This is a genomic window from Psychrosphaera sp. 1_MG-2023 (assembly GCF_030548245.1).
In the GTDB taxonomy this organism is placed as follows: Bacteria; Pseudomonadota; Gammaproteobacteria; order Enterobacterales; family Alteromonadaceae; genus Psychrosphaera; species Psychrosphaera algicola.
Genome location: NZ_JAUORW010000004.1, coordinates 245227 through 259897 on the forward strand (window position 1 = coordinate 245227; position 14671 = coordinate 259897).

The following is a 14671-nucleotide window of genomic DNA, read 5'->3' on the forward strand; positions in this document are numbered from 1 at the left end:
ACTTTATGCCACCGGTGGCATAAAAAACTAGCATTATGTTTCATAAGATGTCAACATCTATTTTTATTTGCAGAATTCTCGATTAAAGGTCAACCATTTATGAAATTTGTGCTGTTTTTATTGCTCCAGACTTTATTGTTTGGACCTATCAGTTGTCATTCGTTTGAGCTTGCTCAAACTGACAAGCTTGCATTCGCTGGCGCAAAAGGTTTTGGCAAATATACTCAAGGTGGCCACGGTGGTGAGATTTATGTTGTAACGACACTGGAGGATAATGAGTCTGCAGGATCACTGCGTCATGCCTTAAAACAAAAACACCCGAGAATTATTCAGTTTGCAGTTTCGGGGGTTATCAAGTTATCAAAACCCCTTAAGATAAATAACAGCCATGTCACCATCGAAGGCCAATCGTCGCCCCGCGGCGTTGCTATTGTGGGTGCACCATTTGTGGTATCTGCTGACGAGGTGATTATTCAACACATGCGATTTCGTTTAGGGACTTATGGATATGCTGAGGATGCCCTTACCGTTCGAAATACCAAAAACGTTATTGTTGATCATTGTTCAATAAGCTGGGGTACAGACGAAACCGCCAGTTTATACAACAATGAAAACTTCACTCTGCAATATTCAATTATTTCCAATAGCCTGAACAAATCGATTCACCCAAAAGGTGAACATGGTTACGGTGGTATTTGGGGCGGGCAAAACGCGTCATTCATTAACAACCTTATTGCCAATCATAAAAGCCGAACACCCAGATTAAATGGCCATAGACTTAAATCGCCATACCCAATCGATAAAGAATATGTAGAGTTGGTAAACAACGTCATTTATAACTGGGGACAAAACTCGGTGTACGGCAGTGAAAATGGCCGCTTCAGCTTGGTAAACAACTATTATCTACCAGGGCCAAATACAACAGCTGAACGCTTTTTAGATTTATGGTTTAGTGACCGTTTAACATCGGCGCAGGCGTATATTAGTGGCAATGACTATTATGGTAAAAGCTGGCTTGATGATAATTTACTTGGCGTGATTGTGAGAGACAATAAAAAGAAAAAAATCAAACCTTCTGCTGTTCCTAGCTTATTTACTCAGTCTATTTTTAACTCGGCCTCACAGAGATTCGCGCATGTAAACGAGACAAATCAGTCTGCAAAATCGATTATTGATGCTCTAATCACAACAAGAGATATCGGTGCATTCAAAACTGCTCAGGGCAACTTCCACGACTCGGTTGATAAGGAAGTTTTAATGCAATTGGTTGATACTTTGGCAGGTAAAAAAGTGACTTCGGGCATTATTGATCATGAAAATGAGCAAATTGGTTCTCTTCAACGCTATCAAGCTGAATTTTCAAACTAGGCTTAGCTTGAAGGCTTGGTTTGAAGGCTTAGCTTGAAGGCTCAGTTTAAAGTCATAGCAATCATCGAAACTTTATGGAGAATTCCCACATGGATACGTGGGTTTGCTGTTGCTGTCGCTGTCGCTGTCGTTAACAAGCAAAGCCTTATTATTTCGCTAACCTAACTTTAGCGACATCATAATCGCATCTTCTTTGAGGTTTGAATCAGGGATAGAATAATATTGTTTTCTTCGCCCGCACTCGACAAAACCATAACGATGATACAAAGCAATCGCCGCTTGGTTAGAAGCTCGGACTTCCAAAAAAACTTGGTCTGCATTTAGGACAACAGCTTGTTCTAATACTTGTCCTAATAACTGGCCGCCATGACCTTTATTTTGATGTTGTTTCGCAATACAAATATTTTCAATACTCAATTCACCTGCAACCAAGTCAGTAAAACAATAACCGACGAGTTCATCAAGCGGTTTAGCTTTTTTAAACAAACCAAAATTGTGACTGCGAGAACCAAAACTTCCCTCAATGGTTTTTTCACTCCAAGGTGTCAGGTGACTTTGCTGTTCAACACTGACTATTTGGCTAATGTGACTTAAATTTAACTCAATGATTTTCATGTTATTTAGGGTCTTGTACGTAGTCGCATAAAAATGCCCATATGGCTTTTTTATTGTGGGCTGACAATGACTCTAATGGGGATGTTGTTAACTGCGGAAATTCAAAACTGACTTGATTTGGCTCCGATATTAAGCGCCACGCTAACTGCCCATTAAGTTGTAACTTGTCGGCCTCAACAACTAAATTAGGAAACAACACCCGTAAGTCAGTTAACCACTCTTTATCTACCTTATCCCATGGTAAATAAACGATAGTGGGTTTAGCGGCTTGTTGGGTATTCGGTTTTGTTAATAAACTTGAGAGCGATGGGCGACTGCTGGATATCGTTGTCGAAGAGTTAGCACGATTCGGTTGTAGTGTACTTGTATTGTTTGCTTCGTGGTTTAGCGATGTGACTTTCAGCTCAGCCGGGTCTTGCTGTTGAGTCACCTGGTGATTTGATTGCAAATCTAAAACTTGGATCCCAAGTTCTGCTAATGCTTGTTGCTGAAGATTTGAATACACGTTACACACCATTTTTTGCGATTATCAAATGGTACAAAAAACCAATGAAAAAGTCTTTATATGTTTTGCTCAATAAACAAATACCTGCGCTAATCACAAAGACGTTGATTTGGCACTATCATCAAGTATCTATTTTTATCGAGGATCCATTGCATTAATAAGGTTTTACGATATTGATAGCTATCGTCGGTTACCTTTTCCAAACAGCGTTTAGCGCTATCAAACAGCCCCCTTCTACGATAAATATCAGCAGCCACCATAGCGTCAAACTCAAATGAGTCATCACCACCTTTCACTAAGTTACAATTTGATGCCTTATTACTTTGCCTATTAAATCGCAACAATATTTGATTTTCGATTTCTTGGTGTTTAGCTCGATATTGGACTTTCCAAATAAAATCTTGATGCTGCCAACGCCGTTTCGCCACCAACAATTGATTATATTTGTGCATGGCAATGAGTTGACACTGACGTTGCAGTGGCACAGGAATTAGACTTGCTGTTGTTATTGTCGCCGCCTCGAACCAATCGGGTAATTCAGGTAAGGGTAGCTCAGGTAATTGAAATGGTTTTTCAACATCAAATACCAAATCTAGTCCAAACAAACTCCGCCAGAATGAAGGGTAAACCCGTTTAATCGTTACGACCTCACCGAGTGATTTTAAACCACCTACATTTGGAATGAGTACGTCACATACCGTACAACGACCAATGACAACGCCGCAGTCGTAAGGCGCAAATGTCGACCCACCATCGGAATATTCGACTGACCAAAAATTACTAAATGAAGCCAAGCGACTTCGTTCATGTTTTTGACCACAATATGGGCAAGCAATTACGTCGGGTGCGCTTAATCTGGTCATTTCAACTTCCTTTTCAAAATTAAGTGCTTAGAAATCCCTTTCCAACCACTATGTTTAACATCCATGTCATCGTCGTTCCCTGTAGATACTGTACATGTCGCCAACCTGTACAGACAATAACTGGAAGTATGTACACGTATAAAGATTAAACCTATCTCCTCATCAAGTAACTCTACTATGGGGGAATTTCCAACTATCGTGCTTAAGTAAAGTCTAGATGTGTATTAAATTTATACGGGATGTCAGTTTTAACAACGAATTTAAGCAATTGTCGAACGTTCTATTTTATCAATCGTAATTATTGATTTTGCTCATTATACTTAATTATCGAAATTCCCTAATATTATTCTTGCCCTGTCAAACCACGTTGTCAAACAAAAAGGAAAAAGATTAAAAGCTGACATAACCCCTTGAATTACGGGTTAATTGTCTTTTTAACATCACCTTAAAAAGACAGAAAGGTTATGGCAAAAACTCAAACAAGCGCGGCGAACAAGGTTCCATTTATTTTTGTACTTTGCTCAATCGCTTTTTGTGATTAGAGATTACACAACTTTCAACTACAGTTGATATGTCACTACAATTAATAAACCCGAAAAGGGGAAGAATATGGATAACAATTCAAACGGCAAATGTCCTTTTGTTCATGGTAGCAATACTCAAATGGGCGGTCACGGCACCAAAAATATGGATTGGTGGCCAGAACAATTAAACATAAAAATCCTTCGTCAAAACGATACTAAATCGGATCCAATGGACGAAGGTTTTGACTACGCAGAATCATTCAAAAAATTAGATTTACCACAAATCAAGCAAGACCTAGTCGCTCTAATGACCGACTCTCAAGATTGGTGGCCAGCTGACTATGGTCACTACGGACCATTTTTCATTCGTATGGCTTGGCATAGTGCCGGTACATACCGTACAGGCGATGGTCGTGGTGGAGCCTCTACCGGCACACAAAGATTTGCCCCCCTCAATAGCTGGCCCGATAATGGTAACCTTGATAAAGCACGACGTTTATTGTGGCCGATAAAACAAAAGTACGGCAAGCAAATTTCATGGGCTGACTTGATGATTTTGGCTGGCAACTGCGCAATTGAATCGATGGGACTTAAAACCTTTGGTTTTGGTGGTGGTCGCCAAGATGTGTGGCATCCAGAAGAAGATATTTACTGGGGAGCAGAAACTGAATGGCTAACTGACGGTCGATATACCGGTGAACGTGATTTGGAAAACCCTTTAGCTGCGGTTGAGATGGGGCTTATCTATGTAAATCCAGAAGGGCCAAATGGCGAACCAAGTGCTATTGCTTCTGGTAAAGACATAAGAGAAACCTTTGCTCGAATGGCAATGGACGATGAAGAAACAGTTGCTCTTATTGCCGGCGGTCATACGTTTGGTAAATGCCACGGCGCTGGCGATGCAGCACATGTTGGAAAAGAACCAGAAGCCGCTCCGCTGGAACAAATGGGTCTTGGTTGGATAAGCACTCATGGTTCTGGTAGCGGCGATGACACCATTACAAGTGGCATTGAAGGCGCATGGACAGCAAACCCAACGCAGTGGGATATGGGGTATTTTGATGTCCTATTTGGCTATGACTGGGATTTAGTAAAAAGCCCAGCCGGTGCTTGGCAGTGGGTTCCGATAAACCCTGATCAAGCGCATTTAGCCCCAAGTGCACATGACAGTTCTAAAAAAGTCACCACGATAATGACGACGGCGGATATGGCGCTGAGAATGGATCCGATTTACGGTCCAATCTCAAAACGTTTCCATCAAGACCCGGCGTTATTTGCAGACGTATTTGCCCGTGCATGGTTTAAACTTACCCACAGAGATATGGGACCAAAGTCATGCTACTTAGGTTCTGACGTACCGAGTGAAGAGTTAATTTGGCAAGATCCAATACCTGCCACGCCAGGTGAGTTAATAAACGAAGCTGATATTGACAGCTTAAAACAACGTTTAATAAATTCTGGTTTATCAGGCACTGAGATGGCTTATACCGCGTGGTCTTCAGCCTCGACTTATCGTAATTCAGATAAACGTGGTGGCGCCAATGGTTCTCGTATACGTTTAGCACCACAAAAAGATTGGCAAGTAAATCAACCTGCTCAATTGCAAAAAGTGTTAACGGTGTTAAATACCATTCAAGCAAAATTTAACGGCCAGCATTCAGGTAAACAAGTCTCTATTGCCGACCTAATTGTTTTAGCCGGAAACCTTTCGGTAGAGCAAGCCGCGGAAGCTGCTGGTACAAAGCTAACAGTGCCATTTACCCCAGGTCGCAGTGATGCTACCGCAGAGCAAACCGATAGCGAATCATTTGCTGTACTTGAACCTAAAGTGGATGGATTCCGTAACTTTGTTTCGACTACCGCATCAATTTCACCAGAAGAAGTTTTGCTCGACAAAGCCCAATTATTGAATCTTACCGCCCCAGAAATGGTTGTGTTAGTAGCTGGTTTACGGGTAATGAATGTCAACTATCAGTCAAATAGCCTTGGGGTTCTTACAGACAATGTCGGTGCTTTGAGCAATGATTACCTAGTTAATTTGTTATCGATGGATACCAAGTGGCAAAAAGCAGATAAACGCTTCCACTTTGAAGGGCTAGACCGTAAATCAAATAATGTAAAATGGACCGCGACTAGCGTAGATTTGGCCATCGGTTCTAATTCTGAATTACGAGCCATTGCGGAAGTCTACGCGAGTGAAGATGCTAAAGATAAGTTTGTAAAAGACTTTGTTAGTGCCTGGACCAAAGTAATGAATCTGGACCGATTTGATCTACTTTAGCGTAAAATCACGAGGGATAATCGCTTTGATTAAGCAATGCAAATACAATCAGAACAATTAAAGAAACTCTTATAAATATAGTAAAAAGCCGTTTTATAATTAATATAAAACGGCTATGTCTTTTATCGACAAAATAATGTGTTAACGCCATACCAGCTTCACCGGTGAACACTTGAATTTCCAAGCCACTATTTTCAAGTACAGCGATTGCAAATTAAGTTCCGAGAATGCTAATTTCAAAACTTGGAATTAAAACAGTAAAACCAATCGTTTGCTCTGACATATGTGCCTCCAGACCAGTATTTTAAAAATCTAATGTTATTGGCGCTTCGAGTGAAAATTTTATGACATGGATAAAGTTCAAATTCCTCGTCAATGCTTGCCAAAAAGAACTCTCTAATTAACGTCCTCGGAAACAATTTTAAAATTTTCGATAAAATATGTGTCACTTCATTTTTCCAAAAACAATACCTATTAATTAACGCAAATATGGCCTTCAAATTTTTGGTCATCAACTGTCAATTAAAGGTATAAAAATGAAAAAGTGCATATTGCTGCAGACTTCCATCGTTTTATTTAGCTTATTATCTGTAGCGTCAGCGAGCGCTGAAACCACTAACAAGACAACTCCTACTCCAGAGATGATTGATTTAACTCAGTGGCAACTCGCGTGGAGCGATGAATTTGAATACCCTAATAGCCAGTTAGACCAAAACTGGATTTCACAAAACGGTCCTACAGAGAATGCTTGGGTTTTAAGCAGTCGTTGGCGAGATAACGCCGTCGTAAAAGATGGTGTTTTGCATTTGATGAGTAAAAAAGAAAACCGCGGTGGGCAAGAATGGACAACCGGTAATATCTGGTCCAAACGTGCTTTTCATTATGGCTATTATGAAGCCCGCTATAAATACGCCGGAGCCTATGGTACCAATAACTCATTTTGGTTTTGGCCAAAACAAGGTGTTGCTGAAGGCGAAAAAGCCTGTGAAATTGACATTAATGAAGGTCACTACCCAAACGTTATGAACACAAATGTTCACAATTGGACTGATACTTATACCCTGCCAAATGGCCGCGAAACGCATTCGGATAATCAATTACACCACACGTTGATGGGTCAGCCCGATCATACAATCGCTTTAAGAAATACGATCAAAACAAAAAAAATACGTTTACGTTCTCAAAATCCAGCATCAATTCATATTAATGAATTCAGAGTTTTTGCCCCTTCTTCAAGTGGCTACCCTAATGCTTTTGACGAAAAACAAATGACAACCGTAACCAATTTGGCGTTGGCCGAAGACGTTTCGTTAGTAACTAACGGCATATACTCACGACTTGTATCCAAAGAAGAATTCGCCATAGACGACAGAATTGACACTCGTTGGGTCTCCGAAAAACACGGTGATAAGTTTATTGAGTTGAGCTGGGAGCAGGAAAAAAGCATTGGCGCAATTCAGTTTATAAATGGCTGGTTACAGGAATCTGGTCCTTCAAAAGGTTTTTATCGCAACTTGATCACTGACTATCAAATTGACTATTACGATGGCAATAAATGGGTTGAAATTGCTAACTACGACGCTGCGAATGTCGCCGACTTTTCTGAGGAATATCATACTTATGGGTTAGCTTGGGATAAAGATTATTTCAAATTTTACCTAGACGGCAAGTTATACCACACCATGCGTAACGAGGTGTGCTTCAGTGAAACAACCATGTTGTTCAGTCTAGCCATACTAAAAGCAGCAATTGCAGGTCCTGTAAGCGATGATATTGACGGCACAAGTATGGCAATTGACTGGGTTCGCTATCACACAAAAAAACCTTAACGACAAATCTCAAATTTAACTTTGAGACGAAAGGAATAATAACAGGACTTATGAAATGAATATTATCGATATTAGTGTGATTTTACTGTTTACCTTGTTAGTAGTGGGTTGCGGTTTAAGCTTTTCGAGCTCAGGAAAAAATATGAAAAGCTTCTTCTCAGCAGGTGGCGCGCTACCTTGGTGGATGAGTGGCTTATCACTGTTTATGAGCTTTTTCTCAGCGGGGACGTTCGTCGTTTGGGGCTCAATTGCCTATAAACATGGTTGGGTGGCCGTCACTATCCAATGGACCATGTGTATCGCAGGCTTAATTATCGGCTTTTTTATCGCGCCCAAATGGCAAAAAACCAGAGTATTAACCGCCGCCGAGTTTATTAAAGATCGCTTGGGCATTAAGGTACAAAAAGTGTACACCTACATTTTTTTAGCCATCGCAAGCTTTTCTACCGGTGCATTTTTATATCCGGTTGCCAAAATTGTAGAGGTCTCTACTGGGTTATCAATAGAACATACCATAATCGCTTTAGGTATCTTAATTTTACTGTATACAGCGATTGGCGGGCTTTGGGCGGTAATCGTCACCGACATTCTACAGTTTGTGGTACTAACCGCCGCTGTCTTAATTGTGGTGCCACTTTCATTAGATAAAATTGGTGGACTTGGTAACTTTGTAGATAAAGCGCCTGAGGGATTTTTTGCCTTAACTAATAGCGAATATTCATGGGGATTCATTTTTGCCTTTGGTCTATACAATCTCTTTTTTATTGCGGGTAACTGGGCTTATATTCAACGATTTACAAGTGTAGATAAACCAAAAGACGCAAAAAAAGTTGGCTGGTTATTTGGCGGCTTATATCTCATAAGTCCAGTAGTTTGGATGATAGCCCCAATGATTTACCGTGCACTAAATCCTGAACTCGCCGGCTTCGAAAACGAAGGTGCTTATTTGTTAATGAGTAAAGAAGTTCTACCAATTGGAATGTTGGGTCTAATGCTTGGCGCGATGATTTTTGCCACATCTAGCTCAATCAATACCTCACTAAATATTGCCGCCGGTGTTATTACTAATGATGTTTTTAAACACTTCAAACCAAATGCATCTCAAAAAACACTGGTAAAGGTTGGAAGAACAGCTACGGGCTTGTTGGGCATAATCACCATTATTGTTGCCTTATTAATACCTTATATGGGCGGCGTAGTTGAAGTAGTAATGACTATGGCGGCTTTAACGGGTGGTGCATTATTTTTACCGCCTATTTGGCTATTGTTCTCACGCTACCAAACAGGCGCTAGTATTTTAACGACAACAATTGTGTCATTAGCCGTAAATGGTTTCTTTAAGTTCATCAGTCCTGAATTTCTGTCAGTGTCGTTAGACCGTGCTCAAGAAATGATGTTAGGCGTTGGTTTACCTGTAATTATATTGGCGGTTTTTGAGCTTGTTTTACGAGCTCGAAAGCAACAAGCACCACTTTATCAAGCCTATGTAGAAGCAACAGCTGCCAGAACAGTTGCCGCAGAACTTGTCTCTAATGAACAACATAATTCTGACAATACAAAGGGCATTAAAGTAATTGGATTTGGTATCACAGCAATAGGGGCGATTATGCTTTCCCTTGCATTTATTGCCGACAAAGGACAAATAGTCGTGGCCACCATGGGCGCAATTATTTTTGCTATAGGTTTAGCGATCTTTTTTGTTTGCCGAACAAAACCACTCCAATCAAGCCCTAAAGATGACAATGACACTTTATTTAACAGAGGCTCCTAGTGGTCTGTGTTTGTTCAGTAGCGACAACATACATTGATGTTCAACGATTAATACACCGCCGCTTTTGTAAAAAACAAAACGTGTAAAGAATAAAATGAGTAATGAACATGACGAATAAATATGACACTAAAGGGTTCCCTTGGCATCTACCGCCAACGCGCCCAAACCGAGACTTGAGTCAAGCTATGGAACGACTTTATAGCAAATACCCGACTCCGAGACCGGAAGACAACCCGTTATTCACAAGCTTTAAATATACCGAAATTGAAGGCTTTGATTATGGTAACCGAGACGGCAAAATCTCTCGTCGTGACCCATCCAAAATTATTTGTGAAAACGGCCGTTATTATATTTGGTACACCAAGCGAAATACGATATCTCCGCCTCGCGGGGCGGACTTATGCACCGATGAAATTCCATCGATGGACTGGGACTTAAGTGAAGTTTGGTATGCAACGAGTGAAGACGGGTTTACCTGGCAAGAACAAGGTGTTGCTGTGCCACGTCCCAAAAAGCCGGCTTTAGGTTGGCGCGCGGTGTGCACACCAGACATTTTAGTTTGGAAAGGTAAATATTACTTATATTATCAAGCCTTTGAAGAAGCTAGTGGAACCAAAGGCGACAACTGTCCTGTGACGGTTTCTTATGCCGACTCCCCCGATGGTCCTTGGACCCCCTGCAATCACATTGTGGTGGAAAATGGCCCTGAAGGAGACTGGGATCAATATTCCATTCACGGCCCTTACCCTATGGTCGTCAACAATCAAATTTACCTTTATTACAAAGCCGCGTTAGGGGTTCGTCCTGACTATTTAGTCGGTAACGGGTTAGCCATTGCGGATGATCCTCTTGGGCCATTTACCAAGCACCCCCTCAATCCGATATTAAATTCGGGCCACGAAACAACCGTATTTCGGTTTGGTAAAGGCATTGCCGCTTTTTCTATTCGTAATGGCATTGAAGCCAATACAATTCAATACTCTGAAGATGGCGTAAATTTTGATATTGCCGCCGTCACCTCCTTAATGCCTGTTGGCGCAGGACCTTTTATTCCTGACATATTCACCAGTGAAGGTGATGGCCAAGGCTTTACTTGGGGGTTGTCGCATTTTTGTGATCATAAAGCAGTTGATACAAAGTTTAGCTTTTTAGGTCGATTCGACTGTGATTTACAGAACAAAATGCCACGTTCTCAGGTCGCTAATAATACCGATGTTATTCATGACCCAAGTGTCTTTTTTGCCCAGGGACTGAGCGACGAAATACGTAATGAACGCATGGTTGCCGCTAAAAACATTGCCCGTAGCAGTGCCCGCAGTTAGATAAGAAAATTAAAGTAGAGTACAGATTTAATGATAAAAGAAAATTTCAGTACAGCTTCGCGTAAAAACAAAACAATTGAACTCAATACCCAATTTGTTATCGCAGGCGGTGGACTTGCAGGCACATGTGCGGCGATTACCGCGGCCCGTGCTGGTCGCAAAGTGATACTTGTTCAAGACCGCCCCGTTTTAGGTGGTAATGCCTCAAGTGAAGTCCGACTGTGGGCATTAGGCGCAACGTCACATATGGGAAACAATAACCGTTGGTCGCGTGAAGGCGGGGTTATTGATGAAATAATGTTAGACAACATGAAGGTCAATTCTCAAGGTAACCCGCTCATTTTTGATGCTTTATTATTAGATAAAGTCGTGGCGGAAAAAAATATCACCTTATTACTCAATACTGCTGTTTTTCAAGTTAATAAATCCGATGACACGACTATTTCTAGTATTGAAGCTTTTTGCAGTCAAAACTCAACCCATTATGTAATTGCAGCCCCCTTATTTTGTGACGCAACTGGCGACGGTTTAGTTGCCTTTAATGCTGGTGCTGCATTCCGCATTGGCGCCGAATCTAAGGATGAGTTTAACGAACAACTGGCATCTGATGAAGCGAATAACGAATTACTTGGGCATACTCTATTTTTTTACAGCAAAAAAGCCGGTAAACCGGTGAGTTATAAAGCTCCGGCGTTTGCTTATACACAGGAAGAAATCGGCGCTATCCCACGCTGTAAAGATATACATGGTACTGATTCGGGTTGTAAATTCTGGTGGATAGAATTTGGTGGAATTCGCGACACAATTTATGAAACAGAAGAGATAAAATGGGAACTATGGAAAATTGTTTACGGTATCTGGGATTACATTAAAAATAGCGGTAAGTTTGAGGATGTTGATGACTTAACATTAGAGTGGGTTGGCACAGTACCGGGCAAACGAGAAAGCCGTCGTTTCGAAGGTGAGTACATGCTTAAGCAACAGGACATTGTTGAGCAAACCCAGTTTGATGACGCCGTATCCTATGGCGGGTGGGCCATAGACATTCACCCTGCAGAAGGAATTTATAGTAACCGCCCTGCGTGCTCACAATTTCATTCTAAAGGAGTTTACCAAATTCCCTATCGTAGTTTTGTGAGCCGTGATATCGACAACTTATTTCTTGCGGGTCGTATTATAAGTGCGACACACATGGCTTTTGGTTCAACACGAGTCATGATCACTTGCGCGCATGGCGGACAAGCCGTAGGTGAAGCCGCTGCAATGTGTAGCGAATTATCGTTACAACCCAAAGCACTTCTAACCTCAGACAAGATGCAAACGTTGCAGCAACGACTTAATTCATTTGGTCATGGAATTCCTGGAATTGCACTAGACAAATCACTCAATCTTGCCACTTTGGCAGACGTTAAAGCTAGCAGTGAATTTGCATTGAGTGGATACGAAAACAGTGGTGAAACCGTTTCGTTAGCGCAATCTGTCGCACAATTATTACCGTTTAATAACGGCCCTGCACCAAAAGTAACTATTCAATTAATTGCCAAGCAAGCCACTGAACTTACCTGTCAACTTAGAGTGAGTTCTAAAGCTGAAAACTATACCCCCGATGTCACTCTCAAAACGATTATTCTCCCTGTACTAAAAGGAAAACAATCACTCAGTTTTGATTTTTCTGATGTAGTCACGCTTGAGCAATATGGTTTCATTTGTTTTTTAGCAAATGATGACATTGAGCTTGCGAACTCTACTCAGCGAGTGACAGGCACTATGCCAGTATTTAACAAGGTTCATAAAGCAGTTTCGAACAATGGTAAACAAACAGCGCCTGTTAATAGCGGTATCGACGAATTCGAATTTTGGACGCCCGAACGCCGCCCCAAGGGACAAAACTTAGCACTGACATTCACTCCAGCACTTAACTCATTTTCGGTAAGTAATGTGCTTAACGGCCATTTAAGACCTTGGTTAAGCAGTAATGCCTGGGTAGCTAACTGGCAAGACAAACAGCCAAGCTTGTGTTTTACTTGGCCATCAGAAACCACGATTTCAACTGTTGCTTTGTTTTTTGATACTGACTCAGACCATGCATTAGAAACCGTATTAATGGAGCATTCTGAAAACCAAATGCCTTATTGTGTAACAAGTTACCGACTGAAACTAGCCGACGGCACATTATTAGCCGAGGTATCCGATAATTATCAAACAGTAAATAAAATTGTATTGCCAATGCCTGTAACAACAAAGCAATTAATTATTGAAATAGATCATCCATCTGCTGATGTTCCGGCATCGTTATTTGAAGTTCAAATTAATTAATACCAGAACAAAAAAGGAAGATAACTAATGAACAAGGGTTTACGGATAGCTCGAAATTTAAATAAAGTCGCCAAAAATATAATACGACCATTTATTATGGCCACCTGTGCGATATCACTAGCAAGTTGCCACCCCCCATCTTTGTCTGAAGGTAAATTGCTAAGCTCTAATTTAATTGAAAGCACTGATTTAATGGAAAAAACGACAGACAAAGATTACTTTCTCGTCGGTGGCTATAATAAAAATCCAGATGATGGTATTTCTTTAGTATCTTATAATTCAACTACAAACCGATTAGTAAATGAAAAAGTCGTAGCGAACACCTTGAACCCGAGTTATTTAAATTGGCAACAAAAGCAAAAAACACTCTACAGTATTGCAACAACCGCTGATAAATCTCCACTATTGCAAGTGTACCAATGGCAAAAAGCCAAGAAACAATTTGCTCTGGTGCATTCTCAAGAGGTTTTAGGTAAAGGTATTTGTCATGTTAACGTGAATCAAGACCAATCTCAGCTTGCCATCGTAAATTACACCAGTGGCGAAAGTTCGTTTTACGCATTGAAATCCCCTTCTGCACAGCCCAGTTTAATTGGCCATTTCAAAAACTATGGACATAGTAAAACCAAAAGACAAAAAAGTGCACATCTACATTACGCCGGTTGGGGCAACCAAAACCGCTACGTGTATTTAACGGATTTAGGGACCGATGAGATAATCGTATTCGATAGCCTAGCAACAAAGATTGAACCCAAATTTAGAATTAAACTCACACCGGGCGACGGTCCTAGGCATCTTGCGTTTCATCCAACTAAAAACACTGTTTATAGCCTAAATGAACTAAGTAATAGTATTACCGTTTTTACGCAAAACGAGAATACCGGAAACTTAACCTTTGTCGATAAGGTCATGTTATTCAACGAGAATATTAATACCAAAAATACAATTGCTTCAGCAATACGAGTGACTCAAGACGGAAAATATTTATACACGGCCTCTCGTGGAGAAAACATGATTTATGGGTTTGCTATTCAGGCGAATGGCCAGCTTAAATTTGTTAATAAAGTCAGCTCAGGGGGCGAACACCCGCGAGATTTTAACTTTTCCTCTAACCAAAGCTATTTACTAGTAGCAAACCAACACGCTAATCAAATTAATTTAGTCAAAAGAGATACAGAAACCGGTCAGCTAACATTAACTGAAATATCCACAGTAATTAATAACCCCTCTTTTATCCAAGCGTTTAATTAAAGTGGATACTATCGATGCTAATGAAG

At 40.8% G+C, this 14671-nt stretch carries 10 protein-coding genes; 7 read left to right on the plus strand and 3 right to left on the minus strand.

The window, feature by feature from the left end; all coding sequences use genetic code 11:
• The first annotated feature begins 99 nt into the window (after window positions 1–99).
• Window positions 100–1368 carry a polysaccharide lyase family 1 protein gene (locus tag Q4575_RS05210; RefSeq protein WP_215965027.1) on the plus strand — a complete coding sequence of 423 codons (1269 nt, stop codon included), beginning with the start codon at window positions 100–102 and terminating at the stop codon, window positions 1366–1368.
• Between the two features lie 156 nt (window positions 1369–1524).
• Here the strand turns inward: Q4575_RS05210 and rimI are convergent, their stop codons facing one another.
• The 3 genes from rimI to Q4575_RS05225 all read right to left on the minus strand — a co-directional run bounded on the left by rimI (window position 1525) and on the right by Q4575_RS05225 (window position 3351).
• Complete coding sequence (gene rimI / locus Q4575_RS05215; RefSeq protein WP_303521568.1) at window positions 1525–1983, minus strand: ribosomal protein S18-alanine N-acetyltransferase; 459 nt, start codon at window positions 1981–1983, stop codon at window positions 1525–1527.
• Between the two features lies 1 nt (window position 1984).
• Complete coding sequence (locus tag Q4575_RS05220) at window positions 1985–2488, minus strand: hypothetical protein (protein WP_215965029.1); 504 nt, start codon at window positions 2486–2488, stop codon at window positions 1985–1987.
• 89 nt (window positions 2489–2577) lie between these two features.
• Window positions 2578–3351: a hypothetical protein gene (locus tag Q4575_RS05225; RefSeq protein WP_303521569.1), complete on the minus strand. Its 774-nt coding sequence runs from the start codon at window positions 3349–3351 to the stop codon at window positions 2578–2580.
• A gap of 609 nt (window positions 3352–3960) precedes the next feature.
• Here Q4575_RS05225 and katG point away from each other — a divergent pair.
• From katG to Q4575_RS05255, 6 genes are all read left to right on the plus strand, one after another.
• On the plus strand, window positions 3961–6156 hold the full coding sequence (gene katG / locus Q4575_RS05230) for a catalase/peroxidase HPI (protein ID WP_303521570.1): 2196 nt from the start codon (window positions 3961–3963) through the stop codon (window positions 6154–6156).
• A gap of 536 nt (window positions 6157–6692) precedes the next feature.
• The gene (locus tag Q4575_RS05235) at window positions 6693–7985 is read left to right on the plus strand and encodes a family 16 glycosylhydrolase (RefSeq protein ID WP_303521571.1); all 1293 of its coding nucleotides are present in this window, start codon (window positions 6693–6695) and stop codon (window positions 7983–7985) included.
• Between the two features lie 55 nt (window positions 7986–8040).
• Window positions 8041–9756, plus strand: coding sequence for a sodium:solute symporter family protein (locus tag Q4575_RS05240; RefSeq protein ID WP_215965032.1), 1716 nt, complete (start codon window positions 8041–8043; stop codon window positions 9754–9756).
• A gap of 107 nt (window positions 9757–9863) precedes the next feature.
• The gene (locus tag Q4575_RS05245) at window positions 9864–11078 is read left to right on the plus strand and encodes a glycoside hydrolase (protein ID WP_252736648.1); all 1215 of its coding nucleotides are present in this window, start codon (window positions 9864–9866) and stop codon (window positions 11076–11078) included.
• 30 nt (window positions 11079–11108) lie between these two features.
• Window positions 11109–13394, plus strand: a complete 2286-nt coding sequence (locus Q4575_RS05250; RefSeq protein WP_303521572.1) for an FAD-dependent oxidoreductase — start codon at window positions 11109–11111, stop codon at window positions 13392–13394.
• 27 nt (window positions 13395–13421) lie between these two features.
• Window positions 13422–14645, plus strand: a complete 1224-nt coding sequence (locus tag Q4575_RS05255) for a lactonase family protein (RefSeq protein ID WP_303521573.1) — start codon at window positions 13422–13424, stop codon at window positions 14643–14645.
• Window positions 14646–14671 lie beyond the last annotated feature (26 nt).